19 protein-coding genes and 1 riboswitch are annotated in these 25,996 nt (G+C 65.5%); of the genes, 11 read left to right on the top strand and 8 right to left on the bottom strand.

Annotated features, from left to right (window positions below; translation table 11 throughout):
• The first annotated feature begins 22 nt into the window (after positions 1 to 22).
• Together ABQ137_RS17990 and ABQ137_RS17985 are read left to right on the top strand one after the other, a co-directional pair.
• The gene (locus tag ABQ137_RS17990; protein ID WP_349783288.1) at positions 23 to 2,395 is read left to right on the top strand and encodes a 3-hydroxyacyl-CoA dehydrogenase/enoyl-CoA hydratase family protein; all 2,373 of its coding nucleotides are present in this window, start codon (positions 23 to 25) and stop codon (positions 2,393 to 2,395) included.
• Between the two features lie 162 nt (positions 2,396 to 2,557).
• Entirely contained in the window at positions 2,558 to 3,763 is a 1,206-nt protein-coding gene (locus ABQ137_RS17985) for an acetyl-CoA C-acyltransferase (RefSeq protein ID WP_024940117.1), read from the top strand.
• 325 nt (positions 3,764 to 4,088) lie between these two features.
• On the opposite strand, the gene crcB is transcribed toward ABQ137_RS17985, so the two are convergent.
• The 5 genes from crcB to ABQ137_RS17960 all read right to left on the bottom strand — a co-directional run bounded on the left by crcB (position 4,089) and on the right by ABQ137_RS17960 (position 11,325).
• Positions 4,089 to 4,490 carry a fluoride efflux transporter CrcB gene (crcB, locus tag ABQ137_RS17980; RefSeq protein ID WP_184578037.1) on the bottom strand — a complete coding sequence of 134 codons (402 nt, stop codon included), beginning with the start codon at positions 4,488 to 4,490 and terminating at the stop codon, positions 4,089 to 4,091.
• Positions 4,491 to 4,603: 113 nt separating this feature from the next.
• Positions 4,604 to 4,672: riboswitch (Fluoride riboswitch) on the bottom strand.
• Positions 4,673 to 4,674: 2 nt separating this feature from the next.
• On the bottom strand, positions 4,675 to 5,964 hold the full coding sequence (locus tag ABQ137_RS17975; protein WP_349783326.1) for a replication-associated recombination protein A: 1,290 nt from the start codon (positions 5,962 to 5,964) through the stop codon (positions 4,675 to 4,677).
• A gap of 159 nt (positions 5,965 to 6,123) precedes the next feature.
• Positions 6,124 to 6,753 carry an outer membrane lipoprotein periplasmic chaperone LolA gene (gene lolA, locus ABQ137_RS17970; protein WP_349783287.1) on the bottom strand — a complete coding sequence of 210 codons (630 nt, stop codon included), beginning with the start codon at positions 6,751 to 6,753 and terminating at the stop codon, positions 6,124 to 6,126.
• Positions 6,754 to 6,860: 107 nt separating this feature from the next.
• The gene (locus ABQ137_RS17965) at positions 6,861 to 8,786 is read right to left on the bottom strand and encodes a DUF3857 domain-containing transglutaminase family protein (RefSeq protein ID WP_349783286.1); all 1,926 of its coding nucleotides are present in this window, start codon (positions 8,784 to 8,786) and stop codon (positions 6,861 to 6,863) included.
• Positions 8,787 to 8,967: 181 nt separating this feature from the next.
• Complete coding sequence (locus ABQ137_RS17960) at positions 8,968 to 11,325, bottom strand: DNA translocase FtsK (protein WP_126968862.1); 2,358 nt, start codon at positions 11,323 to 11,325, stop codon at positions 8,968 to 8,970.
• Positions 11,326 to 11,608: 283 nt separating this feature from the next.
• Between ABQ137_RS17960 and trxB the strand changes: the two genes are divergently transcribed.
• The 4 genes from trxB to infA all read left to right on the top strand — a co-directional run bounded on the left by trxB (position 11,609) and on the right by infA (position 15,051).
• Entirely contained in the window at positions 11,609 to 12,577 is a 969-nt protein-coding gene (gene trxB / locus ABQ137_RS17955; RefSeq protein WP_349783285.1) for a thioredoxin-disulfide reductase, read from the top strand.
• Between the two features lie 60 nt (positions 12,578 to 12,637).
• Positions 12,638 to 13,756: a GNAT family N-acetyltransferase gene (locus ABQ137_RS17950; protein ID WP_349783284.1), complete on the top strand. Its 1,119-nt coding sequence runs from the start codon at positions 12,638 to 12,640 to the stop codon at positions 13,754 to 13,756.
• A gap of 246 nt (positions 13,757 to 14,002) precedes the next feature.
• Positions 14,003 to 14,752 carry a leucyl/phenylalanyl-tRNA--protein transferase gene (aat, locus tag ABQ137_RS17945; RefSeq protein ID WP_349783283.1) on the top strand — a complete coding sequence of 250 codons (750 nt, stop codon included), beginning with the start codon at positions 14,003 to 14,005 and terminating at the stop codon, positions 14,750 to 14,752.
• An 80-nt stretch (positions 14,753 to 14,832) separates the two neighbouring features.
• Positions 14,833 to 15,051, top strand: a complete 219-nt coding sequence (gene infA, locus ABQ137_RS17940) for a translation initiation factor IF-1 (protein ID WP_002813418.1) — start codon at positions 14,833 to 14,835, stop codon at positions 15,049 to 15,051.
• A 305-nt stretch (positions 15,052 to 15,356) separates the two neighbouring features.
• Here the strand turns inward: infA and clpA are convergent, their stop codons facing one another.
• The gene (clpA, locus tag ABQ137_RS17935; RefSeq protein ID WP_039527343.1) at positions 15,357 to 17,639 is read right to left on the bottom strand and encodes an ATP-dependent Clp protease ATP-binding subunit ClpA; all 2,283 of its coding nucleotides are present in this window, start codon (positions 17,637 to 17,639) and stop codon (positions 15,357 to 15,359) included.
• A 142-nt stretch (positions 17,640 to 17,781) separates the two neighbouring features.
• Complete coding sequence (gene clpS / locus ABQ137_RS17930; RefSeq protein ID WP_016901748.1) at positions 17,782 to 18,102, bottom strand: ATP-dependent Clp protease adapter ClpS; 321 nt, start codon at positions 18,100 to 18,102, stop codon at positions 17,782 to 17,784.
• Positions 18,103 to 18,352: 250 nt separating this feature from the next.
• Between clpS and ABQ137_RS17925 the strand changes: the two genes are divergently transcribed.
• The 5 genes from ABQ137_RS17925 to ABQ137_RS17905 all read left to right on the top strand — a co-directional run bounded on the left by ABQ137_RS17925 (position 18,353) and on the right by ABQ137_RS17905 (position 22,265).
• Complete coding sequence (locus tag ABQ137_RS17925) at positions 18,353 to 18,811, top strand: NUDIX hydrolase (RefSeq protein WP_104559687.1); 459 nt, start codon at positions 18,353 to 18,355, stop codon at positions 18,809 to 18,811.
• Positions 18,808 to 19,944 (top strand): tRNA 2-thiouridine(34) synthase MnmA, encoded by a 1,137-nt coding sequence (gene mnmA / locus ABQ137_RS17920; protein ID WP_349783282.1) that lies wholly within the window; start codon positions 18,808 to 18,810, stop codon positions 19,942 to 19,944. The genes ABQ137_RS17925 and mnmA overlap by 4 nt, the downstream gene beginning before the upstream one ends.
• Complete coding sequence (gene hflD, locus ABQ137_RS17915; RefSeq protein WP_024940108.1) at positions 19,944 to 20,558, top strand: high frequency lysogenization protein HflD; 615 nt, start codon at positions 19,944 to 19,946, stop codon at positions 20,556 to 20,558. The genes mnmA and hflD overlap by 1 nt, the downstream gene beginning before the upstream one ends.
• Before the next feature lie 60 nt (positions 20,559 to 20,618).
• Complete coding sequence (locus ABQ137_RS17910) at positions 20,619 to 21,896, top strand: methyl-accepting chemotaxis protein (protein WP_184517403.1); 1,278 nt, start codon at positions 20,619 to 20,621, stop codon at positions 21,894 to 21,896.
• 84 nt (positions 21,897 to 21,980) lie between these two features.
• Positions 21,981 to 22,265: a hypothetical protein gene (locus tag ABQ137_RS17905; RefSeq protein ID WP_104553478.1), complete on the top strand. Its 285-nt coding sequence runs from the start codon at positions 21,981 to 21,983 to the stop codon at positions 22,263 to 22,265.
• 894 nt (positions 22,266 to 23,159) lie between these two features.
• Here the strand turns inward: ABQ137_RS17905 and ABQ137_RS17900 are convergent.
• A complete protein-coding gene (locus tag ABQ137_RS17900) occupies positions 23,160 to 25,946 on the bottom strand; it encodes a sensor domain-containing protein (protein WP_179465880.1) in 2,787 nt (928 codons plus the stop codon).
• Between the last annotated feature and the right edge of the window lie 50 nt (positions 25,947 to 25,996).

Raw genomic sequence — 25,996 nt, 5'->3', positions numbered from 1 at the left:
CTCACACCAAAGGCTCATCGCTATGTCCAATCCGTTGCTAGTCCGTCGTGCTGCCGTGCTCGGTGCCGGCGTCATGGGCGCGCAGATCGCCGCGCACCTCACCAATGCCGGTGTCGACACCGTGCTGTTCGACCTGCCTGCCAAGGAAGGTCCTGCCGACGGCATCGTGCTCAAGGCCATCGCCAACCTCGGCAAGCTCAGCCCTGCCCCGCTCGCCAGCAAGGCCCTGGCCGAGGCGATCACGCCGGCCAACTATGAAAGCGGCCTGGAGCAGCTGCGCGATTGCGACCTGATCATCGAAGCGATCGCCGAGCGCATGGACTGGAAGCAGGACCTGTACAAGAAAATCGCCCCGTTCGTGGCCGATCACGCCGTGCTGGCCTCCAATACCTCGGGCCTGGGCATCAACAAGCTCTCCGACGTGCTGCCCGAGCAGTTGCGCCACCGCTTCTGCGGCGTGCATTTCTTCAATCCGCCGCGCTACATGCACCTGGCCGAACTGATTCCCGCCAAGGGCACCGACAAGGCCGTACTGGAAGGACTGGAAAGCTTCCTGGTCACCACGCTGGGCAAGGGCGTGGTGTACGCGAAGGACACCCCGAACTTCATCGGCAACCGCATCGGCGTGTTCTCGATCCTGTCCACCATCCACCACACCGCCGAGTTCGGGCTGGGCTTCGATGAAGTCGATGCGCTGACCGGCCCGCTGGTCGGGCGCCCGAAGTCGGCGACCTACCGCACCTCGGACGTGGTCGGCCTGGACACCATGGCGCACGTGATCAAGACCATGGGCGACACCCTGCCCGACGATCCGTGGCACCAGTACTTCAAGTCGCCCAAGTGGCTGGAGGTGCTGATCGGCAAGGGCGCGCTCGGCCAGAAGGTCGGTGCCGGCATCTTCCGCAAGGTCGGCAAGGACATCGTGGTGCTGGACCTGGAGAAGCAGGATTACAGAACCGCCGATCGCAGCGCGGCACCGGAAGTGGTCGAGATCCTCAAGATCAAGAACCCGGCTGAGAAGTTCGCCAAACTGCGCGAGAGCCAGCACCCGCAGGCACAGTTCCTGTGGGCTACCTTTCGCGACCTGTTCCACTACAGCGCCTACCATCTGGCCGATATCGCCGAGACCGCGCGCGACGTGGATCTGGCGATCCGCTGGGGCTACGGCTGGTCGCTCGGCCCGTTCGAGACCTGGCAGGCCGCCGGCTGGAAGCAGGTAGCGCAGTGGATTGCCGAAGACATCTCCAACGGCAAGAGCATGAGCAGCGCGCCACTGCCGAACTGGGTGTTCGACGGCCGCGACGGCGTGCATGCGGCCGAAGGCTCGTACAGCCCGGCGCGCGATGCCAAGCTGCCGCGCTCGGCACTGCCGGTATACAAGCGCCAGCGCTTCCCCGATCCGCTGCTGGGCGAGCAGTTCTCGCCGGGCGAGACGGTGTTCGAAAACGACGGCGTACGCATGTGGCATGACGGCGACGACATCGCCGTGGTCAGCTTCAAGACCAAGATGAACACCGTCTCCGATCACGTGCTCAATGGCCTGCAGGAGGTCGTCGGCCGCGCCGAGAAGGACTTCGCCGGGCTGGTGATCTGGCAGCAGAAGGAGCCCTTCTCCGCCGGCGCCGATCTGGCCGGCGCGCTGGGTCTGCTGCAGGCCGGCAAGGTCGATGCATTCGAAGCGCTGGTCGCCAACTTCCAGGCCACCAGCCAGCGCATCAAGTACGCGCAGGTGCCGGTGATTTCGGCCGTGCGCGGGCTGGCGCTGGGCGGCGGCTGCGAGTTCCAGATGCACAGCGCCAAGACCGTGGCCTCGCTGGAAAGCTACATCGGCCTGGTCGAAGCTGGCGTCGGCCTGCTGCCGGCCGGCGGTGGCCTGAAGGAAATCGCCGTGCGCGCCTCGCAGGCCGCAGGTCCGGGCGGCGATGTGTTCGCCGAGCTGAAGAAGACCTTCGAAACCATCGCGATGGCCAAGGTCTCCAATTCGGCGGTCAATGCCAAGGAGCTGGGCCTGCTGCGCGCCACCGACAAGGTGGTGTTCAACAGCTTCGAGGCGCTGCACATCGCCAAGGCCGAAGCGCGCGCATTGGCTGAAGGCGGCTACCGCGCCCCGCTGCCGGCACGCCGCATCCAGGTCGCCGGCGACGTCGGCATCGCCACCTTCAAGATGCTGCTGGTCAACATGCTGGAGGGCCGCTTCATCAGCGACTACGACTATGAAATCGCCACCCGCATCGCCACGGTGATGTGTGGCGGTGAAGTCGATCGCGGCGCACTGGTCGACGAGGAATGGCTGCTCAAGCTGGAGCGCAAGCACTTCGTCGAACTGGCCCAACAGGAAAAGACCCAGGCGCGGATTGGGCACATGCTCAAGACGGGTAAGCCGTTGAGGAACTGAGATTCGGGATTCGGGATTGGGGATTCGTAACAGCGGCTCCCCTGCCCTCCAACATTCTCGCTTCCACCAAATTCATCCGCCGGGCAGGACCATTCAGGAATCAGGATCCGCAGTTGCGAATCCCCAATCCCGACTCCCCAATCCCGGCTATCGGAGATAGCCATGAGCAAGCAGATTCAAGAAGCCTACATCGTCGCCGCCACCCGTACGCCGGTCGGCAAGGCGCCCAAGGGCGTGTTCCGCAATACCCGTCCCGACGACATGCTGGCGCACGTGCTGCGTGCGGTGGTGGCGCAGGCGCCGGGCATCGATCTGTCGCGGATCGACGATGCCATCATCGGCTGCGCGATGCCCGAGGGCGAGCAAGGCATGAACGTGGCGCGCATCGGCGTGCTGCTCGCCGGCCTGCCCAACAGCGTGGCCGGCCAGACCATCAATCGTTTCTGTTCGTCCGGCATCCAGGCCGTGGCGATGGCCGCCGACCAGATCCGTCTGGGCAATGCCGACCTGATGCTGGCCGGCGGTACCGAGTCGATGTCGATGGTGCCGATGATGGGCAACAAGGTCGCCATGTCGCCGAACGTCTTTGCCGACGACCACGTCGCGATCGCCTACGGCATGGGCATCACCGCCGAGAAAGTGGCCGAGGAATGGAAGGTCTCGCGCGAGGATCAGGATGCATTCGCGCTCGCTTCGCACCAGAAGGCGATTGCCGCCATTGCCGCCGGCGAATTCCGCGACGAGATCACTCCCTACGAAATCCTCTCGCACCAGCCCGACCTGGCCGGCAACGTCATCGCGCTGCGCAAGCGGCTGGTCGACACCGATGAAGGCCCGCGCCCCGACAGCTCGCTCGAAGGCCTGGCCAAGCTGCGTCCGGTGTTCCGCAACGGCCAGTTCGGCGGCAGCGTCACCGCCGGCAACTCCTCGCAGATGAGCGACGGCGCCGGTGCAGTGCTGCTGGCCTCCGAGCAGGCGATCAAGGATTACGGGCTGACCCCGCTGGCGCGCTTTGTCAGCTTCTCGGTGGCCGGCGTGCGTCCGGAGGTGATGGGGATCGGCCCGATCGCGGCGATTCCCAAGGCGCTCAAGCAGGCCGGCCTGACCAAGGACCAGATCGACTGGATCGAGCTCAACGAAGCCTTCGCCGCACAGGCGTTGGCGGTGATCCGCGACAGCGAGCTGGATCCGTCCAAGGTCAACCCGCTCGGCGGCGCCATCGCCCTGGGCCACCCGCTGGGCGCAACCGGTGCGATCCGTGCCGCCACCCTGGTACACGGCCTGCGCCGTCGTCAGCAGAAGTACGGCATGGTCACCATGTGCATCGGCACCGGCATGGGCGCGGCGGGCATCATCGAAGCGCTGTAAGTCATGCATTGCGGGATCGGCCGTCGGGCCGATCCCGCAACGCCGACCAGGCTGTCAGTCAATCAGGGCGTGCGCGAGCACGCCTTTTTTATGCGCCAGTGCAAACGGTCGCCAGCGAATGCCAGCGACACCAAGCATCCGTCGGCGCGCCCGACAGGCACGCGGCCAGGCGTCGCGTCCGAGCATGGCCCCTGATGGCACGTTGACCGTTGCCCGGCGGCGCCAACACATGCCAGCCATTCAATCGTCGGCGTGTATCTACGCTCGCAACGTCGCCGCATCCCGGCCTTGGCTTCACTGCCGAGATTACACGGCAGAGCTGCGCCTAACGCGCCACCAGCCACTGACCGGCACGCGCACCGGCAAACACCAGCGCCAGCCCGGCCACCAGCGTGATGGCCAGATACACGCCGATCATCGCGGACCGATCCGTGCGTGCGAATACCAGGCATTCCATCATCAACGACGAGAACGTGGTCAGCCCGCCGATCACGCCGACGATCAACAAGGCCCGCAACGGCCAGCTTGCCGGCCCGCGCGCATCCAGCCAGACCAGCAGCACGCCGGCGACGAACGAGCCGAGCAGATTCACGGTCAGCGTGCCCCACGGAAATCCGTTACCGAAGCGCTGCAGCAACGAGGCACCGATGGCAAAGCGCAGGCCGGAGCCCAGCGCACCGCCGGTCATCGCCAGCAGCAATTGCTGCCACCACACCGGCGTGTTCATGCGCGCACTCCGCAGGCGGCCGAAGTGGGGTTCAACAAGGTGTCGTGCATGTCGGCATCATCCGTTTTCTGAGCGAGAAAAGATGCCGGGGCACAGACCTGCCGCCCCGGCGGGGGTGGGCAGGCATCATCAGCGCGCAGGGTGCGTGCGGTTCAAGGAGGAATGCCATCTCCTGTGCGGCCGATTATGCCGTGGGCTTGCCGCCCTTGTCAGCCCGCGCCTGTTCGCGCGCGGCGCGCAGGCGGTCGAGCTTTTCCTTGAGCTTGATCTCCAGCCCGCGCGGCACCGGGTTGTAATAGACCCGCTCGCCCATCGCATCCGGAAAGCCGGTCTGGTCCAGCGCGATCCCGCCTTCGGCGTCGTGGTCGTATTGATAGTCCTGCCCGTAGCCCAGCGTCTTCATCAGCTTGGTCGGCGCGTTGCGCAGATGCAGCGGCACCTCCTGCGTGCCGGTGGCGCGCACCTCGGCCTTGGCCTGGTTGAAGGCGGCATAGCCGGCATTGGACTTGGCGGTGCTGGCCAGATACAGCACCAGTTGCGCGAACGCCAGCTCGCCCTCCGGGCTGCCCAGACGTTCGTAGATGTCCCAGGCTTCCAGCGCCATGCTCTGCGCGCGCGGATCGGCCAGGCCGATGTCCTCGATCGCCATGCGGGTCAGCCGCCGTGCCAGATAGGCCGGGTCGCAGCCGCCGTCGAGCATGCGCGTGAGCCAGTACAGCGCGGCATCGGGGTTGGAGCTGCGCACCGATTTGTGCAGCGCCGAAATCTGGTCGTAGAACTGCTCGCCGTTCTTGTCGAAGCGACGCGTGCGGTCGGCCAGCACCTGCAGCAGCGTCTGCGGGGTGATCTGGCCACCCTCGCCGCCTGCCAGCTCCGCGGCGATCTCCAGCAGGGTCAATGCACGGCGCACGTCGCCGTCGGCCGCGCTGGCAATTTCCAGCAGCGAGGCATCGCTGACCTGGATGCTCTCCTGCCCCAGCCCGCGCTCCGGATCGTGCAGCGCACGTTGCAAGGCCTCGACGATGTCCTGCGGCGAAACGCCTTCCAGCACGTGCACGCGGCAGCGCGACAACAATGCCGAATTCAGTTCGAACGAGGGATTTTCGGTCGTCGCACCGACGAACAGGATCGTGCCACGCTCGATATGCGGCAGGAACGCATCCTGCTGCGCCTTGTTGAAACGGTGCACCTCATCGACGAACAACACCGTGCGGCGCCCGCCGGCGAAGCACTGCGCAGCCTCGGCCAGCACCTGGCGCACCTCGGGCAAACCCGACAGCACTGCCGAGATCGCCTTGAACTCGGCGTCGGCGTAATGCGCCAGCAGCAGCGCCAGGGTGGTCTTGCCGCAACCGGGCGGACCCCACAGGATCATCGAATGCACGCGGCCGGATTCCACCGCGCGTCGCAATGCGCTGTCGGGCGCGAGCAGTCGCTTCTGCCCGACCATCTCGTCGAGGGTGCGCGGACGCATGCGCTCGGCCAGCGGGCGCAGGTGCTCGCCGTCTACGCTGAGCAGATCGGCTTCGGGAGTGATGGGGAGCTTGGTTCGTGCCACGCGGCATTGTATCGCGTCAGCCAACGACCTTCTGCGAACACGGCCGTTGGCTGCACGACTGCTGCAAGCAACGGCTTACTGCGCGTCGCCGACCACGTCCACACCCTTGCCCGGCGTGTAGCGGAAGGTGTCGGCCGCGAATGCCGGATTGCGCTTCCAGCCGCTGAAGCTGATCGCAGTGCGCTGGCCGACCGCGTCCACCACTTCCATCCTGGCCAGGCCATCCTTGCCGAACCCCAGCGAGGCCATCTGGAAACTGGCTTCGGTGTCGACCTTGGGCGTCAGCGACAGCCATTGCAGGCCATCACGTGGCGCCGCTTCTTCGCTGACGTCGTATTGCTTGTCCAGGCGCGCCGGGTCGATCAATGCAACCAGTGGACTGTTCTGTTCTTCGCTGCCCTGCGCACGCACGGTCACCTGCCCCAGGTCCGGGTCGAACACCCACACCTTCTTGCCATCGGCCACGATCAGCTGCTTGTAGGGCTTGGCGTATTCCCAACGGAACTGGCGCGGCGCCGACAATGCCACCCGCCCGCTCGCGCGTTCCTTGACCCGGCCGTTGGCATCGGAGACCTGCTGGTTGAACTGCCCGTCCAGGCCTTTCAGGCCGCGTGTGAACGTGTCCAGCTCCTGACGCGCACCGGCAAACGCGGTGCCGGCGAACAAGGCGGTGGCGAGAACGGCATAACGGAGCTGGCGATGCATCGCGGTGTTCCAGAAAGGGAATGCGGGAATTCTGATACTTCCTGGATGAATGGGCGAGCGCTATCGCACAAGGCGTTCAGATCGCGGCCGCCGCCAGTGGATTCATCTCACTGCGCCGTCTGTACCCTGGACAGATCGCCGTACACGATCTGCCCGCGAAAGCCGCGCCGCACCTGCTGGTAGAGCTCGCGAAACGCGCGGTAATCCTGCGGCTGACACAGCGCCTGCGGCCCACGTACTGCCGCGCGTTGCAAGCGATGCACCGCCGTCACCGTCTGGCCCTGGCGCGTCCACTCGACCGCGTACTCGCCAGCAGCGTTGCGAAAGCGACTGCTGCGCGGAATCGCGATGATCGGCACCGTCGCCGGGAAGCTCACCACATAGGTTTCTTCGCGCACGCTGTCGTTGCAGTAGAACGGGGTCAGGTTGTCGTCGGCCGAGGTGGTCGTATAGATGCCTCGGGTGGATTCGGCACCGGGCATATCGGGCAAGGTCATGCCGCCGACCACCGAAAAATCCACCGCATCCTCGGCCTGGAAGGAGTAGCGATAGTTGAACGGCGCATCCAGATCCAGCGGGTCGCCCTGGATCAACAGATCGCCGGTGCCGTCGAAGCCGGACTGCGCAATGATCGACTCCTCGATGCGATTGCGGTTCTGCGCATTGAGCTGCACGAACATCGCACGCAGCCCCACCTCGCCGGTCTGTCCGCTGTCGAGCGTGGTCAGGCCGTGCAGCCCGCCCTGCGGGGTAAAGCGGTACTCGGTACGCGCGACGTAGCGGTTGACCTTGCGGTCGTTGGGCGGGGTATGCGTGACCTTGCCGTCCAGCGTATGCACCACCGGCGCCCCAAGGTCACCGGCCGGCAACTGGCCGAAGCGCGCGTACGGATTGGTCGAATCGACATACAGATCGAACGCCGGGATGTAGGTGATGGCGTGATTGAAGCGGCCGAGCACCGGGATCGGCGGCAGCGTCGGCCCGCCTTCGGCGCCGATCAGCACGGGGGTGCTGGCGATGCCCTTGGCCGCCAGCAAGGCTTCCAGGATCACGGTGTGGTCCTTGCAGTCGCCATAGTGGTTGGCCAGGATGCTGTCGGCGCTGTTGGGCTCCAGCCCGCCGTTGCCCAGGTACACCGCCACATAACGGATATTGCGCGCCACCCACGCGTACAGCGCAGCGGCCTGCGCCCGCGGCGCGTCGATGCCGCGGGTCACCTCGTCGGCCAGCGACTGGATCGCCGGCGTCACCGCGGCGGCGCGGCCGCCCTTGACGTGATAGGCCAGGCCCATCTGCGCCCAGCTGTCGAAGGTGCTGGCCATCAAGGTGGGGCTGAACTCCCAGGTCGCCGCGCTCCAGTTCTGGTTCTTCATCGGCGTGGTGCGCTGATAGCGCCACTCCCAGCGCGCCTGATCGCCACGCACCACCGGCCTGGTCCCGCCCTGCAAGCCGCGCACCGACAAATGCATCGGCAATGCCTTCGGCGCCACCAGCGTGACCACCGCATCGTCGTATTGCGCGAACACGCTGAAGGTCTCCCACAGACTGAAGTAGCCGGGGAAGTACGGGGTGTTCTGCGCACGCCGCACGCGATAGACGATGCGCGCGCCCGGGGCCAGATTCGGGAACACCACCACCTTGACCTTGCGGTCGGCATACATCGCCGCCGCTGCGCTGGAATAGCTTTCCTGGGTGTAGATCTTGTCGGGCGCCACGTCCTGGCGCAGCCCTTCGGCGGTGACGGTGTAGGCCTGCAGCACCTCCAGGGTTTCCATCTTCTCGCTATAGCTCAGCCGCACCTGGCTGAACTGTTCCACCGCCGACTTGGTCTTGAGCAGGATCTCGTACTCGTCGGTTTCCACGCTGCTGGCATCGGCACGCACTTCGTAGTCGGCGCGATAGCGCACGAAGCTGTAGTTGGTGTCGGCCTGCATGCGCGCCGCAGCGGCAGCAGGCGCAGCCTGTTGCTCGGCCTGGGCCAGCAATGGCAGTGAGATCAGCAGCAGGAGCAGCAACACGGAACGACGCAGCATGGGTCTAGATCGCGGCGGGCCGGAGCGGCCCTCGGGCATCAGGGTAGCCGGTGTGCGCCGCAGCGTCAGGCACCGGCCTCCAACATTGCCGCATCCACGCGTCTACGCATACGCAATCCGAACAAGCCCGGAACGCGGCGCCACCGTCAAGCCGATACGCCCCCGCGTTGCTGGCCGCCGATTACTTGGGCGGCGGCGGTGCTAGCACGGTGCGATCGCCATTGTGCTCGGGCGGGCTGACCACGCCGGCCGCTTCCATCGCTTCGATCAGGCGTGCGGCGCGGTTGTAGCCGATCTTCAAGCGCCGCTGCACGCCGGAGATCGAGGCACGCCGGGTTTCGGTGACGATGCGCAAGGCCTCGTCGTACAAAGGGTCGGACTCGTCGCCGCCACCGCCGCTGCTTTCCGGCAAACCGGTCGCACCGACCACGGTGCCATCGCCCATGGTCTGAACCTCGTCCAGCACGCCCTCGACGTAGGACACAGGCCCGCTAGCCTTGAGATGCTCGACCACCCGATGCACTTCCTCGTCGCTGACGAAGGCACCATGCACGCGGTCCGGCAGCGCGGTGCCGGGCGGCAGATACAGCATGTCGCCATTGCCCAGCAGCGCTTCGGCGCCGGACTGATCCAGGATGGTGCGCGAGTCGATCTTGGAGCTGACCTGGAACGCCACGCGGGTCGGGATATTGGCTTTGATCAGGCCGGTGATCACGTCCACCGACGGCCGCTGCGTGGCCAGGATCAGATGGATACCGGCCGCACGCGCCTTCTGCGCCAGGCGCGCGATCAACTCTTCGACCTTCTTGCCGACGATCATCATCATGTCGGCGAATTCGTCGATGAAGATCACGATGAACGGCAGCGTCTCCAGCGGCCGCGGCGCCTCACCCAGCTCGGGGTTGGGCTTGAACAACGGGTCCATCATCGGCTGGCCGGCGTCGATGGCGTCCTTGATCTTCTTGTTGAAGCCGGCCAGGTTGCGCACGCCCACCGCGCTCATCAGCTTGTAGCGGCGCTCCATCTCGGCCACGCACCAACGCAGACCGTTGGCGGCCTCCTTCATGTCGGTGACCACCGGCGCAAGCAGATGCGGGATGCCCTGATAGACGCTCAATTCGAGCATCTTCGGGTCGATCATCAGCATGCGCAGTTCCTTGTGCGAGGCCTTGAACAGCAGGCTCAGCACCATCGCATTGACCGCCACCGACTTGCCCGAGCCGGTGGTACCGGCCACCAACAAGTGCGGCATGCGCGCCAGGTCGGCCACCGTCGGGCGCCCGGCAATGTCCTTGCCCAAGGCCAGGGTCAGCGGGCTGGCCGACTTGTCGTATTCCTTGGAGCGCAGCAGCTCGGACAGGAAGATCATCTCGCGGCTGACGTTGGGGATCTCCAGGCCGATCACCGACTTGCCCGGGATCACGTCGACCACGCGCACTGACTTGACCGACAGCCCGCGCGCGATATCCTTGTCCAGCGAGCTGATCTGGCTGACCTTGATGCCCGGTGCCGGCTCGATCTCGAAGCGGGTGATCACCGGACCCGGATAGGCCCCGACTACCTGCGCCTCGATGCGGAAATCCTTGAGCTTGAACTCGATCTGCCGCGACAGCGTCTCCAGCGTCTCTTCCGAATACCCCTTGGCCTGTGGCTTGGGGTCGTCCAGCAGGGCCAGCGGCGGCAGATCGGAGCCGTCGGTGCTCACGCCCTGGAACATCGGGATCTGGGTATCGCGCTTGGCGCGCTCGCTCTTTTCCACCACCGGTGCCGGCGGCGGCTCGATCTTGACCGGCTCGCGCTTGGCCTGCTTGACCGCATCGACCTTGCGCACTTCCTCGCGCTCTTCGCGCATCACGCGGGTCTGCTGCCACTCGGTGGCCTGATGGGTCTTGCGCTGCATCAGCGGCCCCAGCGCCAGCACCCAGGTGCCGATGCGCTCCATCACCGCAAACCACGACAGGCCGGTGGCCAGGGTGATCGACACCAGCAGCAGCACCAGCACGAACAGGTTCGCGCCCAAGGCTCCGAACCCGGCGCTCAGCGAATTGCTGACCAACCGCCCCAGGATCCCGCCGGCGGCGGCCACGTCGCCGTTGAACAGGCGCAGATGCAGGAAGCCGGTCGAGGCGATCAGAAAGCCCACCATGCCGACCAGCCGCAATGCCGGCCCCAGATCGGCTTCGGCCTGCCCTTCCTTGTCCATGCCGAACAAGGCGATCCAGGCCACCGCGCCCAGCACCACCGGCAGCAGGAAGGCCACATAACCGAACAACTGCAGCAGCACGTCGGCCGTCCAGGCGCCGACGCGGCCGCCCATGTTGTGCACTGGCGCGACCACGCTGCCGGTCTGCGACCAGCCGGGATCGGCGCTCGAATAGGTGAACAGGCTGGCCAGCAGATACAGCAGCAGCGGCGCCACCGCGATCAATGCCAGATCGCGCCAGAGCTTTTGCCGACGCGGATTGTCCGCCACCGCTGTCTTGCGCGAGGACGTCTTGCCCTCAGCGGGCTTGCTGCGTTCGGGAACCTGCTTTGCCACCTGTAGCCAGACCTTAGAAAAATGCTGTTAGTGGTTGATAATAAACGACTGAGGCCACGGTTTCAGCTGTTGCATGCACGTCGCCTGCCCGGGCATGCGATGGTCAACAAAAAACGCCGCACGGGGCGGCGTCGATTACGCGTACTGGGTGGACCATGCCATCTGCGGTTCAAGCAGTTCCATCGCGCCGCCTTGATTCACCGGGTGGGGACCGCCACTCTATGCCGCCACAGGGGCGCGAATTCACCCGCCTGCCCTGCCAATTCCTAGATCGCGAGTATACATGGGCGCCTCTTCTGCCAGTCCCGCCAAGCATTCCCGCCTGCTGATCCTGGGCTCCGGCCCGGCCGGCTGGACCGCCGCGGTCTACGCCGCCCGCGCCAACCTCAAGCCAGTGGTGATCACCGGCCTGCAGCAAGGCGGCCAGCTGATGACCACCACCGAAGTCGACAACTGGCCGGGCGACCCCCACGGCCTGATGGGCCCGGACCTGATGAGCCGCATGCAGGCGCATGCCGAGCGCTTCGAGACCGAGGTGATCTTTGACCACATCCACACCGCCGACCTGTCGCAGCGCCCGTTCCGGCTGACCGGCGACGGTGCCGAATACACCTGCGACGCACTGATCATCTCCACCGGCGCCACCGCCAAGTACCTGGGCATCCCCAGCGAGGAAGCCTTCAAGGGCCGCGGCGTGTCCGCCTGCGCCACCTGCGACGGCTTCTTCTACAAGGACCAGGACGTGGTGGTGGTCGGCGGCGGCAATACCGCAGTCGAAGAAGCGCTGTATCTGTCCAACATCGCCCGCAAGGTCTACCTGGTGCACCGCCGCGACACGCTGCGCGCCGAAAAGATCATGCAGGACAAGCTGTTCGCCAAGGTCGCCGCAGGCAAGATCGAAACCGTCTGGCACCACGCCATCGATGAAGTGCTGGGCAACGATGCCGGCGTCACCGGCGTGCGGGTCAAGTCCACCCTCGACGGCAGCACCCGCGAGATCGTCGCGCACGGCTTCTTCGTTGCCATCGGCCATCACCCCAACACGCAATTGTTCGACGGCCAGCTGGCGATGAACAACGGCTACCTGGAAATCCGCTCCGGCCTCAACGGCGCGGCGACCGAGACCTCGGTGGCCGGTGTGTTCGCCGCCGGCGACGTCGCCGACCAGCACTACCGCCAGGCGATCACCTCGGCCGGCTTCGGCTGCATGGCCGCGCTGGATGCCGAGCGCTACCTCGACAAGAGCGCCTGAGGTGGCTGCTGACCGCCGGCCGCGCCGCGCGGGCAGCGCCGAAACCAGCGGACCGTGCGCATGAGCGTCACGGCCCGCTGGTGCCGCCGGCTGGACGAGCTTCCGGCCGGTGCCTGGGACGCGCTGCATGACGGCGCGCACCCATTCATTTCTTACGCGTTCCTGGAAGGCCTGGAGCAGGAGGGCTGCCTGCGACCGGACTGGGGCTGGAACCCGCTGCACCTGACGCTATGGGACGGCGACACGCTGGTCGCCGCCGCACCGGGATACCTGAAGAACAACTCGCATGGCGAGTTCGTGTTCGACCACGCCTGGGCGCATGCCTATGCGCGCTACGGTCAGGAATACTTCCCCAAGTGGCTGTGCGGGGTGCCCTACTCGCCGGTGACCGGACCGCGCCTGCTGGGCGCAGCGCGCTGGCGCCCGCAGTTGCTCGCGGCGATGCGTACGCTGGTGGAGCGCAGCGGGCTGTCGTCGGCGCACGTCAACTTCCACCCGGCCGACGAAGACGCCGCCTTCGCCGCCGACTGGCTGGAGCGCAACGATCTGCAGTACCACTGGCACAACGCCAGCGGCTGGAGCGATTTCGAAAGCTTCCTGGCGGCGATGGATCACAAGCGGCGCAAGAACATCCGCCAGGAGCGCGCCAAGGTGCAGCGGGCCGGCGTGCAGTTGCGCGTGGTGCATGGCGATGAAGCCAGCGACGCCGACCTGGAAGCGATGTACGGTTTCTATCTCAAGACCTTCAACGAATACGGCAATTCGCCCGCGCTGACGCCGGAATTCCTGCATCACCTGGCCCGGCACCTGCCGCGCCAGCTGGTGATGTTTCTGGCCGAGCTGGACGGGAAACCGATCGCCGGCGCGCTCTGCCTGCGCGGGCGCGACACGCTGTACGGGCGTTACTGGGGCGGTGAAGCCCTTCCGGGGCTGCATTTCGAAACCTGCTACTACCAGGGCATCGAATACTGCCTGCGCGAGGGCCTGGCCCGCTTCGAGCCCGGCGCGCAAGGCGAGCACAAGATCGCGCGCGGCTTTCTGCCGACCCTGGTCCGCAGCCGCCACTGGATCGCCGACCCCGGCTTCCGCGAGCCACTGGCGCAATGGTGCGCCGACGAGCGCCAGGCGGTGGCCCGGCATGCACGCGAGCTGTCCGAGCACAGCCCGTTTCGCGACTGAGCCGCGCGGCGGCGACGTAGGGCGTAGCCGCCGCTGATCGCCGGCCGGGCGTCTTGCGGACGTCGGAGCAAGGCGGCCAAATCCATGCCGAGAACACTCGTCTGGCGAGTGCGAACTACGCGCCCGGCACCGCGGTGCTCGCGGACGCATGCCGCAAAGTGCGTCGACCACACACGCGGTTCGTCGCGTGCCGGCGATGGTCGTCGCCCTGGGTGCAGCATGTACGCCACGCTCTACACTGCGCGCATGTCCCGCGCCCTTCCCTACCTGCTGGCGGCCGATCCGGCCGCCCCGTTTCCGCCGGCCGAGTCCGCGTTGCGCGAGCCGGACGGCCTGCTCGCCATCGGTGGCGACCTGTCGCCGCAGCGCCTGCTCAACGCCTATGCCAGTGGCGTGTTTCCGTGGTTCTCGGAAGGCCAGCCGATCCTGTGGTGGAGCCCGGACCCGCGCACGGTGTTTCGTACCGATGGCGTGCGCCTGTCCTCGCGCTTCCGTCGCCAGCTGCGCAGCAGCCACTGGATCGTGCGCGCCGATACCGCCTTCGCGCAGGTGATCGATGCCTGCGCGTCGATTCCGCGTGCCGGCCAGGATGGCACCTGGATCACCACGCCGATGCAGCAGGCCTACATCGAACTGCATCGGCTGGGCCACGCGCATTCGCTGGAAGTATTCGATGGCACGCGCCTGGTCGGCGGCATCTACGGCGTGGCGATCGGCCGGATGTTCTTCGGCGAGAGCATGTTCAGTGCCGACAGCGGCGGCTCCAAGGTGGCGCTGGCGGCGCTGGCCGCGCACCTGCACTCCCGCGGGTGGCCGTTGCTCGATGCGCAGGTGGAGAATCCGCACCTGATGCGCCTGGGTGCGCAACGCCTGCCACGTGCAGAGTTCCTGCAGCAGGTGCGCCTGCAGGTCGGCCAGGCAGCGCTGCCAGGTAGCTGGTCCGAGCGCTACGGCGAGCGGCCTGCCAGTGCGCTCGCTGAAGTCCGCTTAACATAAAATTTGCACCGCGGGGAGATGGGGCGTAAAATGCTGTCCCTTACGGCCCTCCCGGGCCAGCCGTGATTGCACAGGATTACATGTCGAAAGACGACTCCATTGAATTCGAAGGCAGCGTCAGCGAGACGCTCCCCAACACCACGTTCCGGGTCAAGCTGGAAAATGGGCATGAAATCATCGCCCACATCTCCGGCCGCATGCGCAAGAACTACATCCGCATCCTGACCGGCGACCGGGTCAAAGTTGAGATGACTCCCTACGACCTGACCAAGGGTCGTATTACCTACCGCATGAAGTAAGCGGTTCTGGTGTGAGACGCGAGGCGGCCAATGGCCGCTTTTTGTCGTGGCCGAGATTTGCGTATCTGGATGGCACAGGTGATCGGGTAGTGTCGGCTTGCTTCTGTCCTTCGCTTGCACCTTGCCTCCGGCGCTTGCGCCTCGGTTGCCGCATTGACCAAGGTTTGGAAGCGCGCTATCGCGGCTCCTCGCGAGCCGCGACCGCCGCTCGGCTTCTACGCCCCCTCCACTCGGGCCACACGTTCTGAGGGCATAAAAAAAACCGCTCTTTCGAGCGGTTTTTTCGTTTCAGGACCGCGAGGCGATCAGTCGACCGTTGCCGGCAGCAGACGCTCCGGCTCCGGGTGTGCTTCCACCACCAGCTCGCCATCCTTGACGTCGATGCTGACCCGACCGCCTTCCACCAGCTTGCCGAACAACAGTTCGTCGGCCAGCGGACGCTTGATCTTCTCCTGGATCACGCGCGACATCGGGCGCGCGCCCATCAATGGATCGAAGCCGTGCTGGGCCAGCCAGTCGCGCGCAGTCGGGGTGGCCGACAGCGAGACGTGTTTTTCCTGCAACAGCATTTCCAGCTCGATGATGAACTTGTCCACCACCCGCAGGATGTGATCGAAGCCCAGCGGCTGGAACTGCACGATCGCATCCAGGCGGTTGCGGAACTCGGGCGTGAAGCCGCGGCGGATCGACTCCATCGCATCGGTGGAGTGATCCTGCTTGGTGAAGCCGATCGACCGCCGCGACGCCTGGGTGGCGCCGGCATTGGTCGTCATCACCAGGATCACGTTCTTGAAGTTCGCCTCGCGCCCGTTGGTGTCGGTCAGGATGCCGCGATCCATGACCTGCAACAGGATGTTGAAGATGTCCGGATGCGCCTTCTCCACCTCGTCCAGCAGCAGCACGCAGTGCGGCGTCTTGACGATTTTCTCGGTCAACAGACCGCCTTGATCGAAGCCCACATAACCCGGAGGCGCACCGATCAGGCGGCTGATCGAATGCGCTTCCATGTACTCGGACATGTCGAAGCGCACCAGTTCGATCCCCAGCTGCAGCGCGAGCTGCTTGGTGACCTCGGTCTTGCCGACGCCGGTAGGGCCGGCAAACAGGAAGTTGCCGATCGGCTTTTCCGGATTGGCCAGGCCCGAGCGCGCCAGCTTGATCGAGCCGGCCAGCGTCTCGATTGCCGGGTTCTGCCCGAAGATCACCATCTTCAGGTTGCGCTCCAGATGCTGCAGCACGTCCTTGTCGGTCGCGCTGACCTGCTTGGCCGGAATCCGCGCCATCTTGGCGACGATGGTCTCGATCTCCTCGATATCGATCAGTTCCTTGCGCTTGCCTTCCGGCAGCAGACGCTGACGCGCACCGGCCTCGTCGATCACATCGATCGCCTTGTCCGGCAGCAGGCGGTCACCGATGTGCTTGACCGACAGGTCCACAGCCGCCTGCAGTGCGTCATCGGCATAGGTCACGCCGTGGTGCGCTTCGTACTTGGGCTTGAGACCCTGCAGGATCTCGAAGGTCTCGCCCACGGTCGGCTCGACGATGTCGATCTTCTGGAAGCGACGCGCCAGTGCACGGTCCTTTTCGAAGATGCCACGGTATTCCTGGAACGTGGTCGAGCCGATGCAGCGCAGCTCGCCAGACGACAGCGCCGGCTTGATCAGATTGGACGCATCCATGGTGCCGCCCGACGCCGAACCCGCACCGATGATGGTGTGGATCTCGTCGATGAACAGTACCGCGTTGGGCACCTTCTTCAGCGCTGCCAGCACACCCTTGAGGCGCTTTTCGAAGTCGCCGCGGTATTTGGTGCCGGCCACCAGCGCGCCCAGATCCAGCGAGAAGATCACCGCATCGGCCAGCACCTCCGGCACGTCGTTGTCGACGATGCGCTTGGCCAGACCTTCGGCAATCGCGGTCTTGCCTACGCCGGCCTCGCCCACGTAGAGCGGGTTGTTCTTGCGGCGGCGGCACAGCACCTGGATGGTGCGCTCGATTTCGTCGCCACGGCCGACCAACGGGTCGATCTTGCCGTTGCGGGCCTGCTCGTTGAGATTGGTGGCGAACTCGGCCAGCGCATCGCCCTTGGCCTCGCCCTCCCCGCCCTCGCTCTTGGGCTCGCCATCGGAAGCGGACGGCTGCTCGCCGTCTTCGCCCAGCTTGGCGATGCCATGCGAGAGGTAATTGACGATATCCAGACGGGTGATGTCCTGCTGGTTCAGGAAGTACACCGCGTGCGAATCCTTCTCGCCGAAGATCGCGACCAGCACGTTGGCGCCGGTGACTTCCTTCTTGCCCGAGGATTGCACGTGATAGACCGCACGCTGCAGCACGCGCTGGAAGCCCAGGGTGGGCTGGGTGTCGCGGCCATCGTCTTCGGCCAGGCGCGAGACCGAGGCCTCGATCGCCTGCTCCAGATCGTTGTGCAAACGCACCTGGTCGGCACCGCAGGCCTTGAGGACGGCCTGGGCGGACGGGTTGTCCAGCAGCGAGAGCAGCAGGTGCTCGACGGTCATGAACTCATGACGCGCCTCGCGTGCTCGCTTGTAGCACTGGCCGATGGTTTGCTCTAGGTCTTTGCTGAACATTGGTAACTCCGAACGGCTGTTGCCAACAATATGCGGCTTTTGTTGGGATTTACCACAACCCTATCGGATAGGCATGTTCAGACGGCGTTAGCATGTGATTGCAGCCACAGTGTTGCGCTGCTGGAATGATCGGATTGACGCCTCAGGTCTGTTCCATCGTGCACAGCAGGGGGTGCTGGTTCATGCGCGAGAATTCGTTGACCTGCGCCACCTTGGACTCGGCGACTTCGCGGCTGTAGACCCCGCAGACGCCGCGTCCACGGGTATGGACATGCAGCATGACCTGCGTGGCCCGTTCCAGATCGAGGTTGAAAAACTGCTGCAACACCGTCACCACGAAGTCCATCGGGGTGTAGTCGTCGTTCAGCAAAAGTACCTGATAGCGCGGCGGTGGCGCCACTTCAGGCTTGCTGGCTTCGACGGTGAGGCCGTGATCGTGTTCGTGTGAGGTCTTACGAGGCATCCGGGCATTATACGGTTCATCGCCGCACGCATTGGACGATTTACGCCGCGCCCCGCACAATTTGTCTCCGATTCCATGGCTGGCCCTTGATGACCGATTCCCTGACCGCGCAGTTGCTGGCGCCGTCGTTCACTGCCGACTTGTCCAGCTCTGTGCACCTTGCCGGGTTGCAGCGCCGCTTGACCCGGCTTCAGACCGTACGGTTCGCCGCTAGCGCGAGCGCGGCCCCGATCACGCAGGACCCGCAGCGATGAGCGCTTCCGACCAACGCTGGCATCCGGATGTCACCGTAGCCACCGTGGTGGTGCGCGACGGGCGCTTCCTGCAGGTGGAAGAGACCATTGGCGGCAAGCTGCTGTTGAACCAGCCTGCCGGACATCTGGAACCGGACGAGAGCCTGCTCGATGCGGCGGTGCGCGAGACGCTGGAAGAGACCGGCTGGGATGTCCGCCTGACCCACTTCATCGGCACCTACCAATGGGTCGCCCCGACTGGCCAATGCTTCCTGCGGTTTGCGTTTGTCGCCGAGGCCGTGACCCACCATCCCGAGCGCAACCTGGATACCGGCGTGGTGCGTGCGTTGTGGATGACGCCGGACGAATTGCGCAGCGCGACCGAGCGCCTGCGCAGCCCGTTGGTGTGGGAAGTGGTGGCCGATTATCTGGCCGGCCAGCGCCATCCCTTGGCCTTGGTGCGGCACGTCGCATGAGTACGCCACGGATCGTTGTCGGTGTCTCCGGCGGTGTGGATTCGTCGGTGGCGGCCTGGCGGCTGGCCCAGCAGGGTGAGTCGATCGCCGGGCTGTTCATGCAGAACTGGGCCGACGACGGCAGCGGCGATTGCCGCGCCGAGGACGACCGCCGCGATGCGGTGGCGGTGTGCGGAGTGCTGGGCATCCCGTTCCACTTCCGCGATTTTTCCGGTGAATACTGGAGCGGCGTGTTCGAGCACTTCCTGGCCGAATACGCGGCCGGGCGCACGCCGAACCCGGACGTGCTGTGCAACCGCGAGGTCAAGTTCAAGCATTTTCTGGATGCGGCCCAGGCGCTGGGCGCCGAGCGCATCGCCACCGGCCACTATGCGCGGGTGGCGCACAGCGGCGGACGCTGGCGCCTGCTGCGCGGCGCCGACCGTAGCAAGGACCAGAGCTATTTCCTGCATCAGCTGGGACAGACGCAACTGGCCGCGACGCTGTTTCCGATCGGCGATATGGAAAAAAGCACGCTGCGCCGGGTCGCCCAGGACGCCGGTCTGCCGACTCATGCCAAGAAGGATTCCACCGGCATCTGCTTCATCGGCGAGCGCGATTTCCGCGAGTTTCTGGGCCGTTACCTGCCCGCGCGCAGCGGCGAGATCCGCGACCCGCAGGGGCAGCGCATCGCCGAGCATCCGGGGGTGTTCTATTTCACCCTGGGTCAGCGCGAAGGCCTGAACATCGGTGGCGTGCGAGGGCGTGCCGCCGCGCCGTGGTACGTGGTCGGCAAGGATGTGGCGAGCAACGTGCTGTATGTGGACCAGGATCGCGACAGCCCGCTGCTGCAATCGCGCTGGCTGCAGTCCGAGCAGGCCCATTGGGTCACCGGGGCGCCGCCGGCGCGCAGCTTCGTCTGCACCGCACAGACACGTTACCGGCAGCCCGACGAGCCGTGCACGGTCGAGGTGCAGGACGATGGCAGCATGCAGGTGCGTTTCGAGCGGCCGCAGCGGGCGGTGACGCCCGGGCAGTCGCTGGTGTTGTACGACGGCGAGGAATGCCTGGGTGGCGCAGTCATTGCCGCCACCGATGCGCCGCTGGAACGCCAACTGGCGGGATCTTCTTTTTCACCTGAGGTAGTGGCTTGATGAGTTCTTCCATGGATCACCGCGTGCTGGCGCTTGCCGGCGTCGCCCAGGCCCTGCAACAGGTGCGGCGGATCGCCGAAACCGGGCATTCGGAGGCTGCGACGGTGCGTACCGCCATGGACAGCGTGTTCCGGGTGGATGCGTCCTCGCCGGAGGCCGTGTACGGCTCGCCAGCGGACCTGGCGCCAGGGCTGCGGCTGTTGCACAACTATTTCCACAACCAGGGCCAGGACGAGGTCCTGCCGCGGCTGGCGCTGGCAGTGCTGCAGTTGGAGCGCCGCTTCGTGCGCGACACCGCCACCGTCGCCACGGTCTCCAATGGCATCGAGGCAGCGGCGCGGCAGGCACACAGCCTGGGCGACAGCGGCCACCCGGATGTGCTGAGTTCGCTTGGCGGGCTGTATGCGCAGACCATCAGCCACCTACGCCCCAAGGTCATGGTGCAGGGCAATCCGCATTACCTGGGGCAGGCCGGCGTGGTTGCGGAAATCCGCGCGCTGCTGCTGGCCGCGGTCCGCTCGGCCGTGTTGTGGCGGCAGATGGGTGGCAGCCTGTGGGATTTCCTGTTTGCCAAGCGCGCAATGATTGAAGCGGTGGACCGCGCGCTGCGCTAAACCACTGACGATCCCGGTGTGCTACACGCGCTGGCGGTCGCTGGCGCGTGTCAACAAAGCTTGAACGGGCGATACGATGTGGCGATCGTCGCTAAAGACAAAGGGGGTACGGCCGATACAGCAACCGTGACTCTGCCGAGAACGCCCATGTATTCACGTCCACTTATCCGTCTGGCCGCCCCTTTGGCCCTGACCTTGCTGTTTCCCTTCGCTGTCGGATTCGACTGGCCCGCTTCGGTGCGCTGGGCGATCCTGGCGACCATGACGCTCAGCTGGCTCGGTTTCGCTGCCTGGGTGACCTACTCCCAGTTCCGGCGTCATCCGGACCAGACCCGCATCCTGCGCGAGCAGGACCAACTGCTCAACGAACTGCGTACGTTCGTCAGCAACGAAGTCGACGGATCGCGCTCGGAAGTCGAGCGTGCCCGCGAATTGATCCGCCAGGCCGTGTCCGGTCTTGGTGGCAGCTTCGAAGCGATGAACCGCAAGTCGCGCCAGCAAAGCCAGGCATTGGCCCGCATCGTCGACCGTGCCGGTGACGACGGCAGCGCCGGTGTCGACGTCGCCCGCTTCGCCCAGCACGCCAGCTCCCGCATGGAGCAACTGGTGGAAGCGCTGGAACAGGTGAGCGGCCAAAGCACCAACACCGTGCATCACATCGACGAGATGGCCCAGCACCTGGATGGCATCTTCGCGTTGCTGGAAGACGTCAAGTCGATCGCCGACCAGACCAACCTGCTGGCATTGAACGCCGCCATCGAAGCAGCCCGTGCCGGTGAAGCCGGTCGCGGCTTCGCGGTGGTCGCCGACGAGGTGCGCAACCTGTCCGAGCGTTCCACCACCTTCAACGAACAGATCCGCAAGCTGGCGCACAGCTCCAAGGAATCGATCGCCAAGGTGCGGGAAACGGTCTCGCAGCTGGCCTCGCGTCACATGGATCGCTCCCGCGAAGCCCGTCACGAATCGGCGGCGATGCTGGAGAACGTCGCGCAGATCAACGCCTCGCTGGGCGACGGCATGCGCGAAATCTCCGAATGCGCGCGCTCCATCGACGGTAGCGTGGCCGAAGCGGTGCGTGCTCTGCAGTTCGAGGACATCGCCACGCAGACGCTGAGCGGTATCCACACCCACCTCGATCGCCTCACCGCGATCAACCGCGAAGCGGTGGCGCTGCAGGAACTGCTGCATCGCAATGGCGGCGTGTACGACAGCGATCTGGTCGCCGCGCTGGCCAAGGTGTCCAACCGCCTGCGCGACATGCGTGTGGAATGGGAACGCCCGCCGCACAAGCCGGTGGCGCAGCAAGGCATGGGCGCCGGTACGGTCGAGCTGTTCTAAGACCGATGCCACGCACTGTCTGATTTCCGACATTCCCCGGCCTTCCGGGGATTTGTCGTTCCGCGACAACCTGGTATTCCGCTGATGACGCTCCTTGCCCCGCCCACCGATACACCCACGGCCGTGCTGGAATCAGCCGCGCTGGCGGCTGCACATGCCCAGCGCATCGCACAAAGCGACGCTGCCCGGCCCGCGCTGCGCAGCGTGCGCATGCCGGCCGCGCTGGAACGGCTGGAGCGTGCCGCCCGTGCGGAAGTGCAGGCAATGCAGCACCCGCGCCGCAGCTGCAGCGAAGAAGAACTGCTGTTCGCGACCGTGGCCTGGGACCTGGGGCTGGATGGCGCCGCTGTCGACGTATCCGGACGCTGACGTTTCTGTGCGACAGCGGGGCGTGCCTCGGCAGGCGCCCCGCTGGCTGTATCCACTGCCCGACCCTTGGCGCTTGTGCATCAGGCCATGCCACCCGGCGTGGCGCCGAACAGGCAATGCCGTGCGATTGCAGCAACAGGGTGAGGTCTCCCCTGCCCGTCTGCTCGATGACTCCCACGACACCATGTCGGATGTAGAGCGCCTAGCTCTGTAGCTTGGCAGCAGGGCCCTTGCCTGCCCACCGTTGCGGGACACGCCGTGAATCCGTCCCTCGATGCTCTTACTGCGGCATCCATGCCGCTCAAGGTCCCGCGATGATGAGCGGGCTGCGCCGGCACGACGCTACTTCTGCTCAGAATCGCGGCGTGTACCTTTTCGGTCGTCTGGCGGGTGATGGATCAGGTGTAGAGCACCCAGCTTGCAGGTGGCTGCAGGACCCTTGTCCGCCCACCATCGCGGGACACGCCGCAAGTACGTCCTTGTAGGCTCTTACGCGGCATCCGTGCCGCGTAAGGTCCCGCGACGGTAGGCGGGCAAGGACCAGTCGAGATGGTAGGTGTGTGTGGTTGCAAGCAGAGCATGAGGTGCATTGTTCGGATCACCTTGCGTTCGAAAATCTTCCTCACGCAAGCCGAATAACAGGCAGGCTTTCGACAGGCAGGCTATGGACTTCTCAAAGTCTCAAGGCCTTGCAATATGTGTGTTTTTGTCTGGCCACCGACCAACTCTCTGGAGCGGTGCCCCTGCCGGTTGCTGGAACCCGAGGAGCCTCCAGGGATGGATTCACGGCGTGTCCCGCAAGTGGCGAGGGCATCGCGCCCTCGACTCGCTGAGCTTTCGAGCGGCGCATTTCAATAGGGCGGCGGGCGACGCCTGGCGCTGCGACAGCTTGCGTCAGTTGGCAAGGACCAGACGTGCGCCGAGGCGCATGCCGGCTTCGGCTTCACGCAGCCACTGCGCCATGTCGCGCGGCGACAGCGGCCGCGAGTAGAAGTAGCCCTGGATTTCGTCGCAGCCCTGCTGGCGCAGCAATGCGTCTTCCTGAACCGTTTCCACGCCTTCGGCCACCACCTGCATGCCCAGCGCGTGGCCCAGATGCACGATGGCCTGGGTCACTTCGGCGGTGTTGGCGTCGTCGAGCATGCCTTGCACGAAGCTGCGGTCGATCTTCAGACGCTGCACCGGGAAGCGGTTGAGGTAATGCAGGTTGGAGAAACCGGTACCGAAGTCGTCCACCGCCAACAGCACACCATTCTGTTCGAACAGCTCGAAGCAGCGGCGCAGCGAGTCGGAATCGCGGATCAAGGCCGATTCGGTCAATTCCAGTTCCAGACGCGATGGCGACCAGCCGTTGTCGCGGCAGATTTCCAGTACGCGCTCGGCAAAGCCGCGCTCGCGCAACTGCACCGCAGAGACGTTGACCGCGATGCGGCTGAAATTGAGCCCGGCCCGGTCCCAGACCACGGCCTGACGGCAGGCCTCGCCGATTACCCATTCGCCCAGGCGCACGATCTCGCCACACTCCTCGGCAATCGGAATGAACTCGACCGGGCTGCACTGGCCATGGCCGGGGCGATTCCAGCGCATCAGCGCTTCGATCGCCGGCGAGGATTCGCCCACCGTATTGACCAGCGGCTGATAGACCAGGGTGAACTCTTCGCGTTCCAGCGCACCTTGCAGCGCGTGTTCCAGCTCCAGGCGGCGCTGGGCACGCATCAGCACGTCCTGGCTGTAGTAATGGAAGGTGTTGCGGCCGGATTCCTTGGCTGCATACATCGCCGCATCGGCGGCGCGCAGCAGGCTGTCGAAATCCGAGAGGCCTTCTCCTTGCAGCGCGATACCGATGCTGGCACCGAGCTTGAGGGTGACGTGATCCTTGCGCAGCGGTTCGCCCAGCGCGCTGATCAGCTTGCGCGCAACATGGCCGGCGTCTTCCGGTTCGGAGAGATCACGCAGCAGCACGATGAATTCGTCGTCGCTGAAGCGGCCGAACAGGTCGCTGTTGCGCAGATGCTGGTGCAGGCGTGCGGAGGCCAGCTTGAGCAGATTGTCGCCGGTGGCGTGACCGAACGAATCGTTGATGCTCTTGAAGCCATCCAGATCGATCAGCAGCATCGCCAGTACCTGGCCGCGCTCGTGCGCTTCGCGGATCGCGTTCTCTGCCTGCTCGCGCAGCAGGAAGCGGTTCGGCAGACCGGTCAGGCGATCGTAGTGGGCCAGCAGCTCGATGCGCTCGTTGGCTTCGCGTTCGCGGGTGACGTCGCGGAACAAGGCGACGAACCGCGGCGGCAGGCCTTCGCGACGATCCAGCTCGATCAGCACCTGTACCCAGATCCGCTGGCCGGAGTTGCGGTAGAAACACAGCTCCAGCTGTTCGGGCAGGCCGCCGTCGGAGATACGCAGCAGCGCCGCCTCGAAGGCGTCGCGCGAATCCTGCGTGTACAGCGACAGCGCCTGCTCCAGGGTGATGTTTTCCTTGCGCAGGCCGTGGATGCGGTAACACTCCTCGGTCCACTGCATGCGCCGGGTGTCGACCTCGATCTCGCAGCCGCCGATCTTGCCCAGCGCAGACACGCGGTTGAGCAGCTCGGTGCGCCAGCGAATCAATGCATCGGTCTGGCGCTGCTCGGTGACGTTCTGCAGTTGGCCGAGCAGACGCACCATGCCGCCATTGCCGTCGAACACCGGCTGTGCCCAGACCCGCAGGTGATGCGGATTGACGCCGGCAAGCCCGTTGATCTCCAGCTCGAAATGCACCGGCAGGCCTTCGTGCTTGATCTTGCGCCAGGCACTGCGCAGATGCGCGACCGACGGCCGGCCCAGCAGGCGCAGGATGTCGCGAATACCCTGCAGGCGCTGCTGGGTCATGCCGAGCTGTTGCAGGAAATCCGGCGACACCCACAGCGTGTCCTTGAGCGTGTCCCAGCTCCAGCTGCCCATGCTGGCGATGCGCTGGGCCTCTTCGAGCTGGGCCTGCTGCTCGCGCAGCTGCTGCTCGAGCAACTTGTGGTGGTGCACATCGGTATGCGTGCCGACCATGCGCAACGGGCGGCCGTCGGCGGTTCGCGACACCACGCGGCCGCGATCCAGGATCCAGCGCCATTGGCCGTCGTGCTGACGCAGGCGGAATTCGGCGGTATAGGTATCAGTACGGCCGTCCAGGTGCGCCTGCACGGCCGCACTGACCAGCGCGTGGTCGTCGGGATGGATCAGCCCGGACAACGCGGTGAGATTGTTCGGCAGCGGCTGTTCGGAATATCCGAGCATGCGGGTCCAGCGCTCGGAGCGGTAGACCACATCGGCTGGAATGTCCCAGTCCCACAGTCCGTGATCGGCGCTGTCCAGGCCAATTTCCCAGCGGCTGGTACCGTCGGCGCCCATCGGCTCGGGAATGCTCAGGGTGAAGGCCATGACCTGGCCGTGTTCGTCGCTGACCGCGCGCAGCCAGCCCTCCAGACGCCCGCCACCGGTACCCGGCAGCACGCAGGCGGTCATGCCGCCGCTGTTGGCCACCTGGGCCCGACTGCTCTCCAGGACTTCGGCATAGGCGCCAAGGGTGGCCGGCAATCCCAACGATTGCGCAACGCGGTTGGCCGCCAGAGGCTGACCATGCGCATCCAACAACACCACCGCCGAGGTCAGCGGGTGCTGCAGCATGCTTGCAATGACGCCTGAGTCCACTCTGGAACACTCCGAAGAATCGACCCCGGCCTTCGGAGTCGCAATGGATA

Origin of the sequence: Xanthomonas sp. WHRI 8393 (genome assembly GCF_040203315.1) — a bacterium.
GTDB classification, from domain to species: Bacteria; Pseudomonadota; Gammaproteobacteria; order Xanthomonadales; family Xanthomonadaceae; genus Xanthomonas; species Xanthomonas arboricola.
The sequence above is the reverse complement of the archived record's forward strand: the minus strand, read 5'-3'. Positions and strand labels throughout refer to the sequence as shown.